This window comes from Streptomyces sp. CA-251387, assembly GCF_050936625.1.
GTDB lineage: Bacteria > Actinomycetota > Actinomycetes > Streptomycetales > Streptomycetaceae > Streptomyces.
Genome location: NZ_JBNJMJ010000001.1, coordinates 5522330 through 5543529 on the forward strand (window position 1 = coordinate 5522330; position 21200 = coordinate 5543529).

A 21200-nucleotide genomic window follows, 5' to 3' on the forward strand; every position below is an offset into this window, starting at 1 on the left:
TGCGGCCCTTCCGAAGACCTTACGGCTCAGAGCACGCGCACGGCACCCGACGCCGGGTACCCGGAAAGGTCCTGGATGACGACGCCTTTGGACGGGTTGGCCGCGTCCAGGTACTGGCCGTTCCCGATGTAGACACCCACGTGGTACGCGGAGCCCTTGCCACCCCAGTAGAGGATGTCGCCGACCTGGATCTGCGAGAGCGGGATGTCGGTGCCCGCCATCGACTGGTCCTGCGAGACCCGCGGCAGGTCGACGCCGACCTGCTTGAACGCGGCCTGGACCAGGCTGGAGCAGTCCCACGCGTTGGGGCCGGTGGCACCCATGACGTACGCGTCGCCCACCTGCGCCTTGAGGAAGGAGATGACCGTCGCGACGCTGCCGCTGGCCGGAGCGGACACGCTCGTGCTCGCGGAAGCGGACAGGGTGGCCCGCTCGGAGGAGCGCGAGGCGGCGGCCTCTGCGGCGGCCCTACGGGCCTCCTCGGCCTTCTTCTTGGCCTCTGCCTTCTTCTTCGCCTCGGCGAGGTCCTTCTTGGCTTCCTTGGCCGCCGCGGCGGCAGCCGCGTCACGCTCGGCGTCGAGCTCGTAGTTCGCCGCCGCCAGCTGGGTGGCGTCCGCGGACTGGGCGAGCTGGTCCGCCAGATCACCCGTGAGGGTGGGCAGTTCGATGGTCTGCGTCACCGGCTCGGCGGCGTTCGCCGTGGCCGACGCACCTGCCGCTGCCATGCTGAGGACGCCACCGGCCACTCCGGCGCGCATCGCGATGGTCGTCGACGCGGTGCGGCGGGGCTTCCGGTGGCTACGTATGTGAGCGGTGTGGGACATGAGAACAACGGGTATCAGGGGCTCCTCCATACCTTCAAGAAACGTGTGCTGCGCCACAATTGCTCAATCGCCGCCCCAAATCCTCGGCAGGACGCCCTTTATTGACGCCGTAACGGACATTGCGGACGTCCTCGATTCGGCCCGTGATCACGGCCTTTCATCATTAAGTCCGAATTGCCCATCGCTTACCACTCGTTGGGACCGGTGGCCAAGCCCGGTTCTCAGAGGTCTCTCATCGATGTGGTGGAGGTCACGCAACGATCACGGCCGCGTGTGCGTCCTGTGCTCGGATCCCGTCGCCTGTCGCTCGTGAATGCGTGCACGCGTCCACATCCCGCTCCGAAGCTCCCTCCGATGTGTGAACGGGCCCTCTATCAAGACGTCCGGTCCAGCACCAATTTGCATGCAAGAGAACTCTCTTGATATGGAGACGCCCCTTCCGAGCTGCGTCGACGAGCGAAAATGTCACCTCTGGTGATCACTCGGACGCTTCTCGTAGGAAGATCGCCACTCCTCCGGCTTCATGATCCTTCGTCAGGTGGTGGAGATCACAAAGCTTGTGCAATACCCCGTGTCGCAGATCACAGACCGGCAGGCATAAGATGCGAGGCAGTTGGGCTTGTGACCTGCTTCACATGTTCTCGATCTTCGCCGGGGCAAGCGGGGCTCGTGGGACTGGTGAGGCGGCTGTGAGCCCAGTGCAACCGCCAGCAGTCAGTGCCGACTGAGAGGAGCGAGGAGCGGTGAACGCGTATGCGCCCATCCTCGTACTGGGAGCCCTCGGGGCAGGCTTTGCGATCTTCTCCGTGGTCATGGCCACGCTGATCGGTCCGAAGCGATACAACCGGGCAAAGCTCGAGGCCTACGAGTGCGGTATCGAGCCGACCCCCACGCCGGCCGGCGGCGGGCGCTTCCCCATCAAGTACTACCTGACGGCGATGCTCTTCATCGTCTTCGACATCGAGATCGTCTTCCTCTATCCCTGGGCCGTCACGTTCGACGCCCTGGGGATTTTCGGGCTCGTGGAGATGCTGCTCTTCGTGCTCACCGTCTTCGTCGCGTACGCGTACGTATGGCGGCGCGGCGGCCTGGAATGGGACTGAGGGGCCTTTAACGACATGGGACTCGAAGAAAAGCTGCCGAGCGGATTCCTGCTGACCACCGTCGAGCAGGCCGCGGGCTGGGTGCGCAAGGCGTCCGTCTTCCCGGCCACCTTCGGCCTCGCCTGCTGCGCCATCGAGATGATGACCACCGGCGCCGGCCGCTACGACCTGGCGCGCTTCGGCATGGAGGTCTTCCGCGGATCCCCGCGCCAGGCCGACCTGATGATCGTCGCCGGCCGGGTCAGCCAGAAGATGGCGCCGGTGCTCAGGCAGGTCTACGACCAGATGCCGAACCCCAAGTGGGTGATCTCCATGGGGGTCTGCGCCTCCTCGGGCGGCATGTTCAACAACTACGCGATCGTCCAGGGCGTCGACCACATCGTCCCGGTCGACATCTATCTCCCCGGCTGCCCGCCACGGCCGGAGATGCTGATGGACGCCATCCTCAAGCTGCACCAGAAGATCCAGACCTCCAAGCTCGGCGTGAACGCCGAGGAGGCGGCCCGCGAGGCGGAGGAAGCGGCGCTCAAGGCCCTGCCCACGATCGAGATGAAGGGGCTGCTGCGGTGAGCGACGCGAACGGCACCAACGGGGCGAACGGGTCGAACGGGGTCAACCCCGAGAAGGACCTCTCCGCCTCCAACCTCCCCGGCCAGCGCGGCCAGGGCGGCGAGGAGATCCGCGTCCAGCGCGGCATGTTCGGCGCCGACAACGGCGGCGACACCTCCGGCTACGGCGGCCTGGTCCGCTCGGTCCGGCTCCCGGGACCGGCGAGCCGCCCCTACGGCGGCTGGTTCGACGAGGTCGCCGACGAACTCGAGGGCGCGCTGGAGGAACAGGGACTCCTCCCCGACAACGCCATCGAGAAGACGGTCGTCGACCGCGGCGAACTCACCTTCCACATCGAACGTGAGCACCTGGTCCGCGTCGCCCGCACCCTGCGCGACGACCCGGCCCTGCGCTTCGAACTGTGCACCGGCGTCAGCGGCGTCCACTACCCGAACGACAAGGGCCGCGAGCTGCACGCCGTCTACCACCTGCGCTCGATCACCCACAACCGGCTGATCCGCCTCGAAGTCAGCGCCCCCGACAGCGACCCGCACATCCCGTCGCTCGTCTCCGTGTACCCGACCAACGACTGGCACGAGCGCGAGACGTACGACTTCTTCGGCATCGTCTTCGACGGTCACCCCGCCCTGACGCGGATCATGATGCCGGACGACTGGCAGGGCCACCCACAGCGCAAGGACTACCCCCTCGGCGGCATCCCCGTCGAGTACAAGGGCGCCCAGATCCCGGCTCCGGACCAGCGGAGGTCGTACTCGTGAGCACGCAGTCAGCAGCCGCCCGCGAAACCACCGAGGGCACCGTCTACACGGTCACCGGTGGCGACTGGGACGAGGTCGTCGAGTCCGCGGCCCGCGCCGACGACGAACGCATCGTCGTCAACATGGGCCCCCAGCACCCCTCCACCCACGGGGTGCTGCGCCTGATCCTGGAGATCGAGGGCGAGACCGTCACCGAGGCCCGTTGCGGCATCGGCTATCTCCACACCGGCATCGAGAAGAACCTCGAGTACCGGACCTGGACGCAGGGCACCACGTTCGTGACGCGCATGGATTACCTGACGTCCTTCTTCAACGAGACCGCCTACTGTCTCGCCGTCGAGAAGCTCCTCGGCATCGAGGACCAGATCACCGAGCGCGCCAAGATCATCCGGGTGCTCCTGATGGAGCTGAACCGGCTCTCCTCCCACCTGGTGTGCATCGCCACCGGCGGCATGGAACTCGGCGCCACCACGATCATGATCTACGGATTCCGTGATCGTGAAATGATTCTCGACATCTACGAGCTGGTCACGGGCCTGCGCATGAACCACGCGTACATCCGGCCCGGCGGACTCGCCCAGGACCTGCCGCCCGGCGCGGTGGACCAGATCCGCGAGTTCGTGAAGAAGATGAAGAAGAACCTCCCGGAGTACGACAAGCTCGCCACCGGTAACCCCATCTTCAAGGCCCGTATGCAGGACATCGGCTATCTCGACCTGGCCGGCTGCATGGCCCTCGGCGCCACCGGCCCGATCCTGCGCTCCACCGGCCTCCCGCACGACCTGCGCAAGGCCCAGCCGTACTGCGACTACGAGACGTACGACTTCGAGATCCCGACCGCCGACACCTGCGACTCCTACGGGCGCTTCCTGATCCGCCTGGAGGAGATGCGCCAGTCGCTCGGGATCGTCGAGCAGTGCCTGGACCGGCTGCAGCCCGGCCCGGTCATGGTCGCCGACAAGAAGATCGCCTGGCCCGCCCAGCTCGCCCTGGGACCGGACGGACTGGGCAACTCCCTCGACCACATCAAGAAGATCATGGGCACCTCCATGGAGGCCCTGATCCACCACTTCAAGCTGGTCACCGAGGGCTTCCGCGTCCCGCCGGGACAGGCGTACGCGGCCGTCGAGTCGCCCAAGGGCGAGCTCGGAGTGCACGCCGTGTCCGACGGCGGCACCCGCCCCTTCCGGGTCCACTTCCGCGACCCGTCCTTCACCAACCTGCAGGCCATGGCGGCGATGTGCGAGGGCGGCCAAGTGGCCGACGTCATCGTCGCCGTAGCGTCCATCGATCCCGTGATGGGAGGCGTCGACCGGTGACCACCTCTTCTTCGGAGCGGGGCGTCAGCCTGGGCATGCCCCAACTGCCCGCGCCCGGCTACCCGGACGACGTTCGAGCCCGGCTGGAGGCCGACGCGCGCGAGATCATCGCTCGCTACCCGGACTCCCGGTCCGCCCTCCTGCCGTTGCTGCACCTCGTGCAGTCGGAGGAGGGCCACGTCACGCGCACGGGCATGCAGTTCTGCGCGGACGTGCTCGACCTGACCACGGCCGAGGTCACCGCGGTCGCCACCTTCTACACCATGTACCGGCGCAAGCCGAGCGGTGACTACCAGGTGGGCGTCTGCACCAACACCCTGTGCGCGGTGATGGGCGGTGACGCGATCTTCGAGGAGCTCCAGGAGCACCTGGGCGTCAGCAACGGCGAGACCACCGACGACGGCAAGGTCACCCTGGAGCACATCGAGTGCAACGCGGCCTGCGACTACGCGCCCGTCGTGATGGTCAACTGGGAGTTCTTCGACAACCAGACCCCGGCGAGCGCCAAGCGCCTCGTCGACGACCTGCGCGAGGGGCGGCCCGTCGAGCCGACGCGCGGGGCGCGGCTGTGCACCTTCAAGGAGACCGCGCGGATCCTGGCCGGCTTCCCCGACGAGCGGCCCGGGGCCGTCGAGGAAAGCGGCAGTGCGGGACCGGCGTCGCTGGTGGGCCTCCGCCTGGCCAGGGGAGAGACCGCACCCGCGCGCGTGGTCCATCCGCGGGAGGGCGGCCCGCACAAGGGGCCGCAGGACAGGGCCATGCAGGAACCGTCGTCGGCTGAACACCTCAGCTCGCACGACGCGCCGCAGAAAACGTCCGCGTCCGACCCAGCCCACCCGGCAGGGCCTGTCGCCGAGGAGGGGGAGTGATGACGTTGGCACCCGAGCTGAAGGAAAACAGCCCCGAGAAGCTGCTCGCACCCGTGCTGTCGGCCTTCTGGGACGAGGACAGGTCCTGGACGCTGGACGTCTACCGAAGGCACGAAGGATACGAGGGACTTCGCAAGGCGCTCGCCATGTCGCCGGACGACCTGATCGCGTACGTCAAGGACTCCGGTCTGCGCGGGCGCGGCGGCGCGGGGTTCCCGACGGGAATGAAATGGCAGTTCATTCCCCAGGGTGATGGAAAACCGCACTATCTAGTTGTCAACGCCGACGAATCGGAGCCCGGAACGTGCAAGGACATTCCGCTCCTCTTCGCGAACCCGCATAGCCTCATCGAGGGCATTGTCATCGCGTGTTATGCCATCAGGTCTTCGCATGCCTTCATCTATCTGCGTGGTGAAGTCGTCCCCGTTCTGCGGCGGTTGCACGAGGCCGTGCGCGAGGCCTACGCGGCGGGATACCTCGGCGAGAACATCCTGGGCAGTGGGCTCGATCTCGAACTCACCGTGCACGCCGGCGCGGGCGCGTACATCTGCGGTGAGGAGACCGCACTGCTCGACTCGCTCGAAGGCCGCCGTGGTCAACCGCGGCTGCGTCCCCCCTTCCCTGCGGTGGCAGGTCTCTACGCCTGCCCGACTGTTGTGAACAACGTCGAGTCGATCGCCTCGGTTCCCGCGATTCTGAATCGGGGCAAGGAATGGTTCCGGTCGATGGGCAGCGAGAAGTCCCCGGGCTTCACGCTCTACTCGCTCAGCGGTCACGTCGCCAACCCCGGCCAGTACGAGGCCCCGCTCGGCATCACACTCCGCCAGCTCCTCGAAATGAGCGGCGGGATGCGCCCCGGCCATCGCCTCAAGTTCTGGACACCGGGCGGCTCCTCGACGCCGATGTTCACCGACGAGCACCTCGACGTCCCCCTTGACTACGAAGGAGTGGGCGCCGCGGGTTCCATGCTCGGCACGAAAGCTCTCCAGTGCTTCGACGAGACGACCTGCGTCGTACGCGCCGTCACCCGCTGGACCGAGTTCTACGCCCACGAGTCCTGCGGCAAGTGCACGCCCTGCCGCGAAGGCACCTACTGGCTCGTGCAGTTGCTGCGCGACATCGAGGCCGGCAAGGGCGTGATGAGCGACCTCGACAAGCTGAACGACATCGCCGACAACATCAACGGCAAGTCCTTCTGCGCCCTCGGCGACGGCGCCGCCTCGCCGATCTTCTCCTCGCTGAAGTACTTCCGTGAGGAGTACGAGCAGCACATCACGGGCCGTGGCTGCCCCTTCGACCCGGCCAAGTCGACGGCCTGGGCCGATCACCGCACGGAGGTGAACGCATGACCGTGACCACCAGCGCTCCCTCCGGTGGGGGAGAGGCGGCGGTCCCGCCGGAAGATCTCGTGACGCTGACGATCGACGGCATCGAGATCAGCGTGCCGAAGGGCACCCTGGTCATCCGGGCCGCCGAGCAGCTCGGCATCGAGATCCCCCGCTTCTGCGACCACCCCCTCCTCGACCCGGCCGGCGCCTGCCGCCAGTGCATCGTCGAGGTCGAGGGCCAGCGCAAGCCGATGGCGTCCTGCACCATCACCTGCACCGACGGCATGGTCGTGAAGACGCACCTCACCTCGCCGGTAGCGGAGAAGGCCCAGAAGGGTGTGATGGAGCTCCTGCTCATCAACCACCCGCTGGACTGCCCGGTCTGCGACAAGGGTGGCGAGTGCCCGCTGCAGAACCAGGCCATGTCGCACGGGCACGCCGAGTCCCGCTTCGAGGGACGCAAGCGGACGTACGAGAAGCCCGTCCCCATCTCCACACAGGTGCTGCTCGACCGCGAGCGGTGCGTGCTGTGCGCCCGCTGCACCCGGTTCTCCAACCAGGTCGCGGGCGACCCGATGATCGAGCTGCTCGAGCGGGGCGCGCTCCAGCAGGTCGGCACCGGTGAGGGCGACCCGTTCGAGTCGTACTTCTCCGGCAACACCATCCAGATCTGCCCGGTCGGCGCGCTCACCTCGGCGGCGTACCGGTTCCGCTCCCGCCCCTTCGACCTCGTCTCCTCGCCGTCGGTCTGCGAGCACTGCTCCGGTGGGTGCGCGACGCGTACCGACCACCGGCGCGGCAAGGTCATGCGGCGGCTCGCGGCCTACGACCCCGAGGTCAACGAGGAGTGGATCTGCGACAAGGGCAGGTTCGCGTTCCGGTACGCCCAGCAGCGCGACCGGCTTCAGACACCGCTCGTGCGCAACGCCGAGGGCGACCTCGAACCGGCCTCCTGGCCGGAGGCGCTGCAGATCGCGGCTCAGGGACTGCTCGCCTCGCGCGGCCGGACCGGCGTACTGACCGGCGGACGGCTCACCGTCGAGGACGCCTACGCGTACAGCAAGTTCGCGCGCGTGGCGCTCGACACCAACGACATCGACTTCCGCGCGCGCGTGCACAGCGGCGAGGAGGCCGACTTCCTGGCGGCCCGAGTCGCGGGCCACGGCCGCGACCTCGACGGTACGGGCGTCACCTACACCTCCCTGGAGAAGGCGCAGGCCGTCCTGCTGGTCGGGTTCGAGGCGGAAGAGGAGGCGCCCGGCATCTTCCTGCGGCTGCGCAAGGCCTGGCGCAAGCACGGCCAGAGGGTCTTCTCGCTCGCCACGCACGCGACGCGCGGCCTGGAGAAGGCCGGCGGAACGCTGCTGCCGGCAGCTCCGGGCACCGAGACCGAGTGGCTGGACGCGCTCGCGAGTGGGGTCGGCCTGGACGAGGCCGGTACGAAGGCGTCCGACGCGCTGCGCGGCGAGGGCGCGGTGATCGTCGTCGGCGAGCGGCTGGCCGGAGTGCCGGGCGGGCTCACCGCCGCCGTACGGGCCGCGACCGCGACCGGCGCCGAGCTGGTGTGGATCCCGCGCCGGGCGGGGGAGCGCGGTGCCGTCGAGGCCGGTGCGCTGCCGTCGCTGCTGCCGGGCGGGCGTCCGGCGACCGACCCACGCGCGCGTGAGGAGGTCGCCACCGTCTGGGGGCTGGCCGAACTCCCGCACCGCTACGGCCGTGACACCGGCCAGATCGTGGAGGCCGCCGCGACCGGCGAACTCCAGGCCCTGCTGGTCGCGGGCGTCGAGGTCGCCGACCTGCCCGACCCGGCACGCGCGCGTGAGGCGCTCGCCGAGGTCGGCTTCGTGGTGTCGCTGGAGCTGCGGCCCGGTGAGGTGACCGAACTCGCCGATGTCGTGCTTCCTGTCGCGGCGGTCGCGGAGAAGGCCGGCACCTTCCTCAACTGGGAGGGCCGGGTGCGCTTCTTCGAGGCCGCGCTCAAGCCCGACCAGATGACGCGTCGCTTGGCTCCGACCGACGCGCGCGTCCTGCAGATGCTGGCCGACGCCATGGACGTACACCTGGGTCTGCCGGATCTGCGCACCACGCGCGCGGAGATCGACCGGCTCGGCCCCTGGGACGGGCCGCGGGCCACCGAACCGCTGGCCATCGCCGACCAGTTGCCGCGGCCGGCCGCCGGGGAGGCCGTCCTGGCCGGGCACCGGCTGCTGCTCGACCAGGGACTCCTCCAGGAGGGCGACGAGGCGCTCGCCGGTACCCGGCACGCCGCGTACGCGCGCGTGTCGGCCGCCACGGCTGCCGAGGCCGACGTCAAGCCCGGCGACCTACTGGCGGTGACCGGCCCCTCCGGAGTCGTCGAACTCCCGCTGCAGATCACGGAGATGCCCGACCGTGTGGTGTGGCTCCCGCTGAACTCCAGCGGCGGCGGCGTCGCCTCCGACACCGGGGCGCTGCCCGGCTCACTCGTCCGCATCGGCCCGGCGACCCCCGTCGGCGAGGCCCCCAAGGAGGTGGAGGCATGAGCCCGTACCTCGCCGCTGAAGACCTCTCGATGTTCGGCCGCGACCCCTGGTGGCTGGTCGTCATCAAGGCGGTGTTCTGCTTCGCCTTCCTGATGGTGACCGTGCTGTTCTCCATCGTCTGGGAGCGCAAGGTCGTCGCCTGGATGCAGCTGCGCATCGGCCCCAACCGGCACGGCCCCTGGGGCATGCTCCAGTCGCTCGCCGACGGCATCAAGCTGATGCTCAAGGAAGACGTCATCGTCAAACGCGCGGACAAGGTGGTCTACGTCCTCGCGCCGATCGTCGCGGCCATCCCGGCCTTCATGGCGATCGCGGTGATCCCCTTCGGCCCGGCCGGCAACGAGATCTCGATCTTCGGCCAGCGCACCACGATGCAGCTCACCGACCTGCCGATCGCGATGCTCTACATCCTCGCGGTCGCCTCGGTCGGCATCTACGGCATCGTCCTCGCTGGTTGGAGTTCCGGATCGACGTATCCGCTGCTCGGTGGCCTGCGTTCCTGTGCGCAGATGATCTCGTACGAGATCGCCATGGGCGCCGCCTTCGCCTCGGTGTTCCTCTACTCCGGGTCGATGTCGACGTCGGCGATCGTGGAGGCGCAGCAGGACCGCTGGTACGTCGTGCTGCTGCCGGTCTCCTTCCTGATCTACATCGTGACGATGGTCGGCGAGACCAACCGTGCCCCCTTCGACATGCCGGAGTCCGAGGGCGACCTGGTCGGCGGGTTCAACACCGAGTACTCGTCGATCAAGTTCGCGATGTTCATGCTCGCCGAGTACGTGAACATGGTGACGGTCTCGGCCGTGTCGGTGACGCTCTTCCTGGGCGGCTGGCGGGCCCCGTACCCGGTCAGCGCCTTCTGGGAGGGCGCGAACCACGGCTGGTGGCCGCTGCTCTGGTTCGTGATCAAGGTTCAGCTGCTGCTCTTCTTCTTCATCTGGCTGCGCGGCACGCTGCCCCGTGTCCGCTACGACCAGCTGATGAAGCTCGGCTGGAAGGTCCTCATCCCGGTCTCCGTCGTCTGGCTGATGCTCGTCGCGACCGTGCGGACTCTTCGCAACGAGAACTACGACTTCGCCGACATCGCCCTCTACGTCGGCGGCGGCGTCCTCGCGCTGCTGCTCCTGTCCTTCGTCGCGGACATGTTCCGCGAGCGGACGAAGGCGGCCGCGCAGGCGGCCGAGGAACCCGTCGGCTTCGACGCGATGGCGGGCGGATTCCCCGTACCGCCACTGCCCGGACAGGAGCTTCCGCCGGTGCCGCGGCGGCGCTCGCGCCGCGAGCGGGAGCTGATTGTCAGTGGTGGGCCCGATACTCAGAGTGACGGATCTCTGGATGGAAAGGAGGCGTCCGATGGCTGAGGAGCCCAAGGAGACCAAGCCCGGTTTCCTGAACCCCGTGGCCGGCTTCGGCGTGACCTTCAAGGCCATGTTCAAGAAGCGGCTGACCGAGCAGTACCCGGAGCAGCAGAAGACCACCGCTCCGCGCTTCCACGGACGGCACCAGCTCAACCGCCATCCGGACGGCCTGGAGAAGTGCGTCGGCTGCGAGCTGTGCGCCTGGGCCTGCCCCGCCGACGCCATCTATGTGGAGGGCGCCGACAACACCGACGAGGAGCGCTACTCGCCGGGCGAGCGGTACGGCCGCGTGTACCAGATCAACTACGCCCGCTGCATCCTGTGCGGCCTGTGCATCGAGGCGTGCCCCACGCGCGCGTTGACGATGACCAACGAGTTCGAGCTCGCCGACTCCAGCCGCGCCAACCTCATCTACACCAAGGAACAGCTGCTCGCCGGCCTCGAGGACGGCATGGTCGACACGCCCCACGCCATCTACCCGGGGACTGACGAGCAGGACTACTACCGGGGTCTGGTGACGGAGGCCGCGCCGGGTACGGAACGGCAGGTCGCGCTCTCCAAGGGCGAGGTCCCGCAGGAGGCCGCCTCGACCTTCGGCGAGGAAGAACCGGCGTCCGAGAAGGTGATCGGCCGATGACCGAGCAGCTCGCCGCCTACTCCACGTCCACCGGAGAGGCCGTCCAGTTCTGGATCCTCGGCACCGTCGCCGTGATCGGCGCCCTGTGCACCGTCTTCATGAAGAGGGCTGTGCACAGCGCGCTCTGTCTCGCCGGGACCATGATCGTGCTGGCGGTGTTCTATCTCGCCAACGGCGCCTACTTCCTGGGCGTCGTGCAGATCATCGTCTACACCGGCGCGATCATGATGCTCTTCCTGTTCGTGGTGATGCTCGTCGGCGTCACGGCCGCGGACTCCCTGAAGGAGACCATCAAGGGCCAGCGCTGGCTGGCCCTTCTCTGCGGCCTCGGCTTCGGCATCCTGCTGATTGCGGGCATCGGGAACGCCTCCCTGAAGGAGTTCAACGGCCTCGGCCAGGCGAACGCGAACGGCAATGTGGAGGGCATCGCGACCCTCCTCTTCACCAAGTACGTCTTCGCCTTCGAGATCACCGGCGCCCTGCTCATCACGGCCACCGTCGGCGCCATGCTGCTCACGCACCGGGAGCGCACCGAGCGCGCCAAGACGCAGCGTGAGCTGTCCGAACAGCGCATCCGGGAAGGCAAGTACATCCCGCCGCTGCCGGCCCCCGGCGTGTACGCCCGGCACAACGCCGTGGACATCGCGGGCCTGTTGCCCGACGGCACCCCGTCCGAGCTCACCGTCAGCAAGACGCTGCGCGAGCGCGGCCAGATCCGCGACGTGTCCACCGAGGCACTCAACGATCTGAAGGCGCTGGAACAGCGCGCGGTGGAGCGGCTGGAGCGGACCGCCATCGAGCCGTCGACCTTCAAGCGGCCGGAGGAGGCGTCGAAGTGAACCCGGTCAACTACCTCTACCTCGCCTGCCTGTTGTTCACGATCGGCGCCACGGGCGTGCTGATCAGGCGCAACGCGATCGTCGTGTTCATGTGCATCGAGCTGATGCTCAACGCCTGCAACCTCGCGCTCGTCGCCTTCTCCCGGATGCACGGCAACCTCGACGGCCAGATCATCGCCTTCTTCACGATGGTCGTCGCCGCCGCGGAGGTCGTCGTCGGGCTGGCGATCATCGTGTCGCTGTTCCGTTCCCGCCACTCGGCCTCGGTCGACGACGCCAGCCTGATGAAGCTCTAAGGGGTCGGAAGAATCGTGGAGAACCTGATTGCGCTGCTGATCGCGGCGCCCTTGCTCGGAGCGGTCGTACTGCTGTGCGGCGGCCGGCGGCTCGATGCCGTCGGCCAGTGGATCGGCACGGTCCTTTCGTTCGTCTCCTTCGTCTTCGGCGTGATCCTCTTCGCCGACCTGCTGGGCAAGGACGCCGAACACCGCACCCTCACCCAGCACCTGTTCAGCTGGGTACCGGTCGAGGGCTTCCAGGCGGATGTCGCCTTCCGCCTCGACCAGCTGTCGATGACGTTCGTGCTGCTGATCACCGGCGTCGGCTCGCTGATCCACCTGTACTCGGTCGGGTACATGGAGCACGACGAGCGGCGCCGCCGCTTCTTCGGCTATCTGAACCTGTTCCTCGCGGCGATGCTGCTGCTGGTCCTCGCCGACAACTACCTGCTGCTGTACGTCGGCTGGGAGGGCGTGGGCCTCGCGTCCTACCTCCTCATCGGCTTCTGGCAGCACAAGCCCAGCGCCGCCACGGCCGCGAAGAAGGCGTTCCTGGTCAACCGCGTCGGCGACATGGGCCTGTCGATCGCGATCATGCTGATGTTCCTGTGGTTCGGCACCTTCGCCTTCGGGCCGCTGCTCGGCACCCAGGGCGAGCCCGGCCTGGTCGGTGACGCGAACGAGGGCAAGCTGACCGCGATCGGCCTGATGCTGCTGCTCGCCGCGTGCGGCAAGTCCGCCCAGGTGCCGCTCCAGTCCTGGCTCGGGGACGCGATGGAAGGCCCCACCCCGGTCTCGGCCCTCATCCACGCCGCGACGATGGTGACCGCGGGCGTTTACCTGATCGTCCGCTCCGGGGTCATCTTCAACGCGGCGCCCGACGCCCAGCTGGTCGTCACCATCGTGGGTGCCGTCACGCTCCTCTTCGGTGCGATCGTCGGTTGCGCGAAGGACGACATCAAGAAGGCGCTGGCCGGCTCGACCATGTCGCAGATCGGCTACATGATCCTCGCCGCGGGCCTCGGCCCCATCGGCTACGTCTTCGCGATCATGCACCTGGTGACGCACGGCTTCTTCAAGGCCGGGCTGTTCCTCGGCGCCGGTTCGGTCATGCACGGCATGAACGACGAGGTCGACATGCGCAAGTACGGCGGCCTGCGCAAGTACATGCCGGTCACGTTCGTCACCTTCGGCCTCGGCTACCTCGCGATCATCGGCTTCCCCGGGCTGTCCGGCTTCTTCTCCAAGGACAAGATCATCGAGGCGGCGTTCGCCAAGGGCGGCACCGAGGGCTGGATCCTCGGCGGCTGCGCGCTGCTCGGCGCGGCCATCACGGCGTTCTACATGACGCGCGTGATGCTGATGACGTTCTTCGGCGAGGAGCGCTGGCGCCACACCTCGACCGCTTCGCCGGCCGAGCCGAGCGTGGAGCCCGCCGCCGAGACGCGCGGCGAGCACGCGGAGCCGCACCCGCACGAGTCGCCCAGGGTCATGACGATCCCGATGATCGTGCTGGCCGTCGGATCGGTGGCCGCCGGCGGGTTCTTCAGCATCGGCGACCGCTTCATCCACTGGCTGGAGCCCATCACCGGGCACACCCACGGCCACCCGCCCATCAGTGCGGGAGCCGTCACCGGCGCGACCGTCGCGTGCATGGTCATCGGCGTCGCCATCGCCTACGCCCAGTACGGCCGCCGCCCGGTCCCGGTCGTCGCCCCGCGCGGCTCGCTGCTCACCCGGGCCGCCCGGCGCGACCTGCTCCAGGACGACTTCAACCATGTCGTCCTCGTACGCGGCGGCGAGCACCTCACGCGGTCGCTGGTGTACGTCGACCACACCCTGGTCGACGGCGTCGTCAACGGCACGGCGGCCTCGATGGGCGGCCTGTCCGGACGGATGCGCAGGCTGCAGAACGGCTTTGCACGGTCGTACGCGGTCTCGATGTTCGGCGGTGCGGCGGTCCTCATCGCCGCGACCCTGCTGATGAGGGCGGTCTGATACCGATGTCCTTTCCTCTGCTGACAGCTACGGCGGTGCTCCCGGCGATCGGGGCGATCGCCACGGCCGCCGTACCGGCCGCCCAGCGCACCGCCGCCAAGTGGCTGGCGCTGCTGTTCTCGCTCGCCACGCTCGCGCTCGCGATCACCGTCCTGGTCCGCTTCGACCCGGACGGCGACCGCTACCAGCTCTCCGAATCCCACGCCTGGATCGCGGACTTCGGGGTCCGGTACGAACTCGGTGTGGACGGCATCGCGGTGGCGCTGATCGCGCTGACGGCGCTGCTGATCCCGTTCATCATCCTCGCGGGCTGGCACGACGCCGACCCGCTGGAGACGGGCAGTACACGCTGGCGGCCCACGCAGGGCTTCTTCGCCCTGATCCTGGCCGTCGAGGCGATGGTGATCCTCTCCTTCGAGGCCACCGACGTCTTCCTCTTCTACATCTTCTTCGAAGCCATGCTCATCCCGATGTACTTCCTCATCGGCGGCTTCGGGGACCGTGCCCACGAGCACGGCGAGAAGGCGGCGTCGACGCAGCGGTCGTACGCGGCCGTGAAATTCCTGCTCTACAACCTGGTCGGCGGTCTGATCATGCTGGCCGCGGTGATCGGCCTCTACGTGGTCGCCGGGGACTTCAGCCTCCAGGGGATCGTCGAGGCACGGGCCAACGGCACGCTCGACATGGCGACGAACACCGAACGCTGGCTGTTCCTCGGCTTCTTCTTCGCCTTCGCGGTGAAGGCGCCGCTGTGGCCGCTGCACACCTGGCTGCCCAACGCCATGCAGGAATCCACCGCACCGGTCGCCGTCCTCATCACCGCGGTCGTCGACAAGGTGGGCACCTTCGCGATGCTCCGCTTCTGCCTCCAGCTCTTCCCGGAGGCCAGCAAGTGGGCGACGCCGGCCATCCTCGTCCTCGCGCTGATCAGCATCATCTACGGCGCACTGCTCGCCGTCGGGCAGCGGGACATCAAGCGGCTGGTGGCGTACGCGTCGATCTCGCACTTCGGCTTCATCATCATGGGCATCTTCGCGATGACCAGCCAGGGGCAGTCCGGCGCGACGCTGTACATGGTCAACCACGGCATCTCCACGGCCGCGCTGATGCTGGTGGCCGGCTTCCTGATCTCGCGGCGCGGCTCGCGGCTCATCGCCGACTACGGCGGTGTCCAGAAGGTCGCCCCGGTGCTCGCCGGCACCTTCCTCATCGGCAGCCTGGCGACCCTGTCGCTGCCGGGGCTCGCGCCCTTCGTGAGTGAGTTCCTGGTCCTGGTCGGCACGTTCACCCGCTACCCGGTGATCGGCATCATCGCCACCTTCGGCATCGTGCTCGCCGCGCTCTACACCCTCGTCCTCTATCAGCGGACGATGACGGGCCCGGTGAAGCCGGAGGTCTCCGCGATGCCCGACCTCCGGGTGCGGGAACTCGTGGTCGTCGGCCCGCTGGTCGTACTGCTGATCTTCCTGGGCGTCTACCCGAAGCCCGTCACGGACATCGTCAACCCGGCGGTCGAGCAGACCATGTCCGACGTACAGAAGAAGGACCCCCAGCCCGAGGTGGAGGCGGCCAAGTGAGCGCATCAGCCGTCCACAGCCTGTGGACAACCGCGGCCGATCCGATCTCGAAGATCGACGCGCCGAAGATCGAGTACGGACAGTTGTCGCCCACCCTGATCGTCGTCGGTGCGGCGGTCGTCGGGGTGCTGATCGAGGCGGTAGTTCCGCGCAAGGCCCGTTACTACGCCCAGGTGTTCGTGTCCGTCGTGGCGCTCGTCGCGGCCTTCGCCGCGGTCGTGGCGCTGGCGGCCGGCGGATACGCCACCACCAAGTCGGGCATCGCCGCGATGGGCGCGATCGCCGTCGACGGACCGGCCCTCTTCCTGCAGGGCACGATCCTGCTGGCGGGCCTGGTCGGCCTGTTCACGTTCGCCGAACGGCGACTCGACCCGGCGGCGCACGGCAACCGGGTCGACTCCTTCGCCGCGCAGGCGGCGTCCGTGCCGGGCAGCGACAGCGAAAAGGCCGCCGTGAAGGCCGGGTTCACCACGACCGAGGTGTTCCCGCTGCTGCTGTTCGCGGTCGCCGGCATGCTGGTCTTCCCGGCGGCCAACGACCTGCTGACGCTGTTCATCGCCCTGGAAGTCCTCTCGCTCCCGCTGTACCTGATGTGCGCGCTGGCCCGCCGCAAGCGGCTCATGTCGCAGGAGGCCGCGGTCAAGTACTTCCTGCTGGGCGCCTTCGCGTCCGCGTTCACGCTGTTCGGCATCGCGCTGCTGTACGGCTATGCGGGCTCGGTGTCGTACGCGACGATCGCGCAGGTCGTCGACGGCACGGTCCCGGACGTCACCCCGGCGCTCGCGGACACGATGGGCAACGACGCGCTGCTGCTCGTCGGGGCCGCGATGATCGTCATGGGCCTGCTGTTCAAGGTGGGCGCGGTGCCGTTCCACATGTGGACGCCGGACGTCTACCAGGGCGCGCCGACGCCGGTGACCGGGTTCATGGCGGCCGCGACGAAGGTGGCCGCCTTCGGTGCGCTGCTCCGCATCCTGTACGTCGTCCTGCCCGGGCTGCGCTGGGACTGGCGGCCGGTCATGTGGGGTGTCGCGATCGTCACCATGCTGGGCGGTGCGATCGTCGCGATCACGCAGACGGACATCAAGCGGCTGCTGGCGTACTCGTCGATCGCGCACGCGGGCTTCATCCTCGCGGGTGTCATCGCGGCCACGCCGTCCGGTGTGTCGTCCGTCCTCTTCTACCTGGGCGCGTACTCGTTCGTGACGATCGGCGCGTTCGCGGTGGTGACGCTGGTGCGCGATGCCGGCGGCGAGGCGACGCACCTGTCGAAGTGGGCCGGCCTGGGCCGCCGTTCGCCACTGGTGGCGGCCGTGTTCGCGGTGTTCCTGCTGGCCTTCGCCGGTATCCCGCTGACCTCCGGCTTCGCCGGGAAGTTCGCCGTGTTCAAGGCGGCGGCGGAGGGCGGGGCGGGCCCGCTGGTCGTGGTCGGTGTGATCTCGTCCGCGATCGCGGCGTTCTTCTACATCCGCGTCATCGTGCTGATGTTCTTCAGTGAGCCGAAGCCGGAGGGGCCGACGGTCGCGGTGCCGTCGCCGCTGACGATGACGGCGATCGGCCTCGGCGTGGCGGTCACCCTGGTGCTGGGCGTGGCGCCGCAGTACTTCCTGGATCTGGCGAGCCAGGCAGGGGTGTTCGTGCGCTGACCCGGCCTCGGCTGACCCGGCCCTCGCCGGCCTGTGCCACGGCGGCCCGGCACCTCTCGGGGGTGCCGGGCCGCCGTGCGCGCTCCGGGCAGAGTCATGTCGATCACGCAAGAAAGTCGGTCGATTACGGAAGGGGCCGAACCAAGCCTGTGGATAACTCCGGCGCTGTCCGTGGCGGCCCCTATCGTGGAGGCAGTGGTCGAGGGACGACGTACGGGGGACATGGCGATGGGTGCGACGGGCGGGATCAGTGAGATGCCAAGGGTGACCGAGGCGGCACGGGCGGGCGACGGCGAGGCACTGGCCACGCTGCACCGGGTCTTCGGGTACGACGCCTTCCGGGGCGAGCAGGAAGCGGTCATCGAGCATGTCGTGGCCGGCGGGGATGCCGTCGTGCTCATGCCGACCGGCGGCGGAAAGTCGCTGTGCTATCAGATCCCGTCCCTGGTCAGACCGGGTACCGGCATCGTCGTCTCGCCGCTCATCGCGCTGATGCAGGACCAGGTGGACGCGCTGCGGGCGCTCGGCGTGCGCGCGGGGTTCATGAACTCCACGCAGGACTTCGACGAGCGGCGGGTCGTGGAGGCGGAGTTCCTCGCGGGCGAGCTGGACCTGCTCTACCTGGCACCGGAGCGGCTGCGGCTCGACACGACGCTGGACCTGCTGTCCCGCGGCAAGATCGCCGTCTTCGCCATCGACGAGGCGCACTGTGTGTCCCAGTGGGGTCACGACTTCCGCCCCGACTATCTGACCCTCTCGCTGCTCGGCGAGCGCTGGCCGGACGTCCCGCGGATCGCACTGACGGCGACGGCCACGCGGGCGACACACGAGGAGATCACCCAGCGGCTGAACATGCCGACGGCCCGGCACTTCGTGGCGAGCTTCGACCGGCCGAACATCCAGTACCGGATCGTGCCGAAGGCCGACCCCAAGAAGCAGCTGCTGAGTTTCCTGCGCCAGGAGCACGAGGGCGACGCGGGCATTGTCTACTGCCTCTCGCGCAAGTCGGTGGAGGCGACGGCCGAGTTCCTGACCCGCAACGGCATCGAGGCGGTGCCGTACCACGCGGGCCTGGACGCGGGCACGCGCGCGGCGCACCAGTCCCGGTTCCTGCGGGAGGAGGGCCTGGTCGTGGTGGCGACCATCGCCTTCGGGATGGGCATCGACAAGCCGGACGTCCGCTTTGTCGCCCACCTCGACCTGCCCAAGTCGGTCGAGGGCTACTACCAGGAGACGGGCCGCGCCGGCCGTGACGGACTGCCCTCCACGGCGTGGATGGCCTACGGCCTCAACGACGTCATACAGCAGCGCAAGCTGATCCAGTCCGGCGAGGGCGACGAGGCGTTCCGGCGCCGGGCCGCCGCGCACCTGGACGCGATGCTGGCGCTGTGCGAGACGGTTCAGTGCCGGCGCGGTCAGCTGCTGGCCTACTTCGGCCAGGACCCCGATCCGGTGGGTTGCGGCAACTGCGACACCTGCCTGATTCCGCCGGAGACCTGGGACGGCACGATCGCGGCGCAGAAGGTGCTGTCGACGGTGGTGCGGTTGCAGCGGGAGCGGGGGCAGAAGTTCGGGGCGGTGCAGATCGTCGACATTCTGCTGGGGCGGCGCACGGGCAAGGTGATCCAGTTCGATCACGACCAGCTGTCCGTGTTCGGCATCGGGGAGGAGCTGAGCGAGGGCGAATGGCGGGGTGTCATCCGGCAGTTGCTGGCGCAGGGGCTGCTCGCGGTCGAGGGGGAGTACGGGACGCTCGTGCTCACGGAGGCCAGCGGGTCGGTGCTGCGGCGGGAGCGGGAGGTGCCACTGCGGAAGGAGCCGAAGAAGCCGGTGACCTCGCGGGCGGCATCGGGGTCGGGTGCCGCGGGCTCCGGGCGCGGTGAGCGCAAGGCGAAGGCCGCGGTGGCCGAGTTGCCGGAGGAGCTGGTGCCGGCCTTCGAGGCGCTGCGGGCCTGGAGGGCGGAACAGGCTCGGGAGCAGGGGGTTCCGGCGTATGTGATCTTCCATGACGCGACGTTGCGGGAGATCGTGACGGTATGGCCTGCGTCGGTGCGGGAGCTCGGAGGCGTCAGCGGGGTGGGGGAGAAGAAGCTGGCGACGTACGGGGAGGGGGTGCTGGAGGTCCTGGCCTCGATGGGTAGGGAGTCGGGGCCGCAGGCGTCGGCGGGGGCGCAGGCGTCGGCGGACGAGGCGGACGAGTGGCCCGAGATGGAAACGGAGCCGGAGCCGGAGGACTGGGCCTAGTAGAGGCCGGGAGCAGGGCTCGGCGAACGGCACATGCCCGGCGATTGCGTCGGCCGGGGGTGGCGCGCGCAACCCGGCGCCGGAGGGGCGCGGCCCGCACGTGCGCCCACCGGGGCCGCCGCAGCGGCACGGCTGCCCGCAGCTAGGAGCGCCGCGCCCGTAGGGGCGCGGGGTTGTATCGATACGCGTCTCCGCCGCGTGGGTGGCGCGACCAGCCCCCACCAGGCCGCAGCCGAAAGGCCGACGCAGCCTACGTCAACGCAGTCAACCCCGGCCCGAAGACGATCAGTAGGGGCAGCAACGGCACCAGGGATGCCACCGCCGTCGTCATGGCCCGATGCCGGCGGCCCAGACGCGGCGGCGGCTCCAGGAGCCGGTCCACACGCTCGCCCAGAAGACGGTGGCTGTTGGCGCAGGACAGGACGCCTCGGTGCTGGTTGAGCTCGATCAGGGCCAGGGCCGTCGTCAGGTGACCGCAGCGGCGGGAGGCGGTGTCGTCGGCGGCCAGTTCGACCAGGCGGTGGGTCTGGTCGCAGAAGTGGGCGAACAACGGGATGCGGGGGAAACCGGTGGCAAGTGCGGTGGAGAGGTGCAGCAGCCAGTCGTGGCGGGCCTGGGCGTGGCCACGTTCGTGGGTGAGGACGGCGTCGAGCTGGTGGTCGGTCAGGCGGTGCAGGGCGCCCGTGGTGACGATCAGCTGGGGCGGGCTGCCAGGCATCCACCAGGCGTCCGGATACTCGTCCTCCAGCACCAGCAGCGGGCCGCGTGCCGAGCCCAGGCCGGCGGGCAGGTCGGGAGCGCGTTCGCGCAGGTGGGCCCTGGCCTGGCCGCGTCGGCGACGCGCCTCGACCAGTTCGCGGGCCAGCATCGCGGTCGTCCAGGCGGCACCGCAGGCCAGCAGCACGGTGAGCGAGGCCGCCCAGGCGGGCGCGGCCGAGAGGTCGTACGCCTCGGTCACCGACGGCGGAGCGGGAGCGAAGAGCTGGGTGCGCACCGTGCCGAAGACGGCGGCGGTGCCCAGAGCGAGGGCCGTCAGGCAGCACAGCAGGACGGTGGCGACCAGGCACTGCCACACCCAGAGCGCGACGACGGGTTCCCGTTCGGGCCAGGTGGCCCGGGTCAGCGCTCGCGGGACGGGTATGGCGGCCGTCAGGGCGACGATGCTCAGCAGGAGCAGGCAGACCGTCATGCCAAGGGCTCCGGATCCTGATCAGGGAAGGTGCGGGGGCGGCTGTGCGGGCGGTGGGCCGCGACGACCGGTTGCGGATCGCTTCCCACCGCCAGCCAGTATGACGGTGACCATCGCAGGAGTCAGGGGGAAAGACTCGCC

At 68.9% G+C, this 21200-nt stretch carries 17 protein-coding genes; 15 read left to right on the plus strand and 2 right to left on the minus strand.

The window, feature by feature from the left end; all coding sequences use genetic code 11:
• Window positions 1-26 precede the first annotated feature (26 nt).
• Window positions 27-854, minus strand: coding sequence for a C40 family peptidase (locus ACQEV2_RS24805; protein ID WP_433045507.1), 828 nt, complete (start codon window positions 852-854; stop codon window positions 27-29).
• Between the two features lie 713 nt (window positions 855-1567).
• On the opposite strand from ACQEV2_RS24805, the gene ACQEV2_RS24810 reads away from it, so the two are divergent.
• From ACQEV2_RS24810 to recQ, 15 genes are all read left to right on the plus strand, one after another.
• Complete coding sequence (locus ACQEV2_RS24810; protein ID WP_003992243.1) at window positions 1568-1927, plus strand: NADH-quinone oxidoreductase subunit A; 360 nt, start codon at window positions 1568-1570, stop codon at window positions 1925-1927.
• Between the two features lie 15 nt (window positions 1928-1942).
• Window positions 1943-2497, plus strand: a complete 555-nt coding sequence (locus ACQEV2_RS24815) for a NuoB/complex I 20 kDa subunit family protein (RefSeq protein WP_003998928.1) — start codon at window positions 1943-1945, stop codon at window positions 2495-2497.
• Complete coding sequence (locus tag ACQEV2_RS24820) at window positions 2494-3255, plus strand: NADH-quinone oxidoreductase subunit C (protein ID WP_433045510.1); 762 nt, start codon at window positions 2494-2496, stop codon at window positions 3253-3255. The genes ACQEV2_RS24815 and ACQEV2_RS24820 overlap by 4 nt, the downstream gene beginning before the upstream one ends.
• Entirely contained in the window at window positions 3252-4574 is a 1323-nt protein-coding gene (locus ACQEV2_RS24825; protein ID WP_433045513.1) for an NADH-quinone oxidoreductase subunit D, read from the plus strand. Before ACQEV2_RS24820 ends, ACQEV2_RS24825 begins: the two co-directional genes overlap by 4 nt.
• Window positions 4571-5443, plus strand: a complete 873-nt coding sequence (nuoE, locus tag ACQEV2_RS24830) for an NADH-quinone oxidoreductase subunit NuoE (RefSeq protein WP_433045516.1) — start codon at window positions 4571-4573, stop codon at window positions 5441-5443. The genes ACQEV2_RS24825 and nuoE overlap by 4 nt, the downstream gene beginning before the upstream one ends.
• Complete coding sequence (gene nuoF / locus ACQEV2_RS24835) at window positions 5443-6792, plus strand: NADH-quinone oxidoreductase subunit NuoF (RefSeq protein ID WP_433045519.1); 1350 nt, start codon at window positions 5443-5445, stop codon at window positions 6790-6792. Before nuoE ends, nuoF begins: the two co-directional genes overlap by 1 nt.
• Window positions 6789-9293, plus strand: a complete 2505-nt coding sequence (locus tag ACQEV2_RS24840; protein WP_433045522.1) for an NADH-quinone oxidoreductase subunit G — start codon at window positions 6789-6791, stop codon at window positions 9291-9293. Before nuoF ends, ACQEV2_RS24840 begins: the two co-directional genes overlap by 4 nt.
• Window positions 9290-10654 carry an NADH-quinone oxidoreductase subunit NuoH gene (nuoH, locus tag ACQEV2_RS24845; RefSeq protein ID WP_433045525.1) on the plus strand — a complete coding sequence of 455 codons (1365 nt, stop codon included), beginning with the start codon at window positions 9290-9292 and terminating at the stop codon, window positions 10652-10654. Before ACQEV2_RS24840 ends, nuoH begins: the two co-directional genes overlap by 4 nt.
• Window positions 10647-11288, plus strand: coding sequence for an NADH-quinone oxidoreductase subunit NuoI (gene nuoI, locus ACQEV2_RS24850; protein WP_433045528.1), 642 nt, complete (start codon window positions 10647-10649; stop codon window positions 11286-11288). Before nuoH ends, nuoI begins: the two co-directional genes overlap by 8 nt.
• On the plus strand, window positions 11285-12127 hold the full coding sequence (locus ACQEV2_RS24855; RefSeq protein ID WP_433045531.1) for an NADH-quinone oxidoreductase subunit J: 843 nt from the start codon (window positions 11285-11287) through the stop codon (window positions 12125-12127). Before nuoI ends, ACQEV2_RS24855 begins: the two co-directional genes overlap by 4 nt.
• Window positions 12124-12423, plus strand: coding sequence for an NADH-quinone oxidoreductase subunit NuoK (nuoK, locus tag ACQEV2_RS24860; RefSeq protein WP_433045534.1), 300 nt, complete (start codon window positions 12124-12126; stop codon window positions 12421-12423). Before ACQEV2_RS24855 ends, nuoK begins: the two co-directional genes overlap by 4 nt.
• A gap of 15 nt (window positions 12424-12438) precedes the next feature.
• A complete protein-coding gene (nuoL, locus tag ACQEV2_RS24865) occupies window positions 12439-14403 on the plus strand; it encodes an NADH-quinone oxidoreductase subunit L (RefSeq protein WP_433045537.1) in 1965 nt (654 codons plus the stop codon).
• Between the two features lie 5 nt (window positions 14404-14408).
• Window positions 14409-15980, plus strand: coding sequence for an NADH-quinone oxidoreductase subunit M (locus tag ACQEV2_RS24870; protein ID WP_433045540.1), 1572 nt, complete (start codon window positions 14409-14411; stop codon window positions 15978-15980).
• Entirely contained in the window at window positions 15977-17626 is a 1650-nt protein-coding gene (nuoN, locus tag ACQEV2_RS24875) for an NADH-quinone oxidoreductase subunit NuoN (RefSeq protein ID WP_433045543.1), read from the plus strand. Before ACQEV2_RS24870 ends, nuoN begins: the two co-directional genes overlap by 4 nt.
• 228 nt (window positions 17627-17854) lie before the next feature.
• Window positions 17855-19870: a DNA helicase RecQ gene (gene recQ, locus ACQEV2_RS24880; protein ID WP_433054744.1), complete on the plus strand. Its 2016-nt coding sequence runs from the start codon at window positions 17855-17857 to the stop codon at window positions 19868-19870.
• 250 nt (window positions 19871-20120) lie between these two features.
• On the opposite strand, the gene ACQEV2_RS24885 is transcribed toward recQ, so the two are convergent.
• On the minus strand, window positions 20121-21059 hold the full coding sequence (locus ACQEV2_RS24885; RefSeq protein WP_433045546.1) for a M56 family metallopeptidase: 939 nt from the start codon (window positions 21057-21059) through the stop codon (window positions 20121-20123).
• Window positions 21060-21200: the final 141 nt, after the last annotated feature.

Excerpts from the sequence above, each read along its gene's own strand:
- ACQEV2_RS24805 (WP_433045507.1), bottom strand. The coding sequence starts at position 854 with ATGGAGGAGCCCCTGATACCCGTTGTTCTCATGTCCCACACCGCTCAC.
- ACQEV2_RS24815 (WP_003998928.1), top strand. The coding sequence starts at position 1,943 with ATGGGACTCGAAGAAAAGCTGCCGAGCGGATTCCTGCTGACCACCGTC.
- nuoF (WP_433045519.1), top strand. The coding sequence starts at position 5,443 with ATGACGTTGGCACCCGAGCTGAAGGAAAACAGCCCCGAGAAGCTGCTC.
- ACQEV2_RS24840 (WP_433045522.1), top strand. The coding sequence starts at position 6,789 with ATGACCGTGACCACCAGCGCTCCCTCCGGTGGGGGAGAGGCGGCGGTC.
- nuoH (WP_433045525.1), top strand. The coding sequence starts at position 9,290 with ATGAGCCCGTACCTCGCCGCTGAAGACCTCTCGATGTTCGGCCGCGAC.
- nuoI (WP_433045528.1), top strand. The coding sequence starts at position 10,647 with ATGGCTGAGGAGCCCAAGGAGACCAAGCCCGGTTTCCTGAACCCCGTG.
- ACQEV2_RS24855 (WP_433045531.1), top strand. The coding sequence starts at position 11,285 with ATGACCGAGCAGCTCGCCGCCTACTCCACGTCCACCGGAGAGGCCGTC.
- ACQEV2_RS24870 (WP_433045540.1), top strand. The coding sequence starts at position 14,409 with ATGTCCTTTCCTCTGCTGACAGCTACGGCGGTGCTCCCGGCGATCGGG.
- recQ (WP_433054744.1), top strand. The coding sequence starts at position 17,855 with ATGGGTGCGACGGGCGGGATCAGTGAGATGCCAAGGGTGACCGAGGCG.
- ACQEV2_RS24885 (WP_433045546.1), bottom strand. The coding sequence starts at position 21,059 with ATGACGGTCTGCCTGCTCCTGCTGAGCATCGTCGCCCTGACGGCCGCC.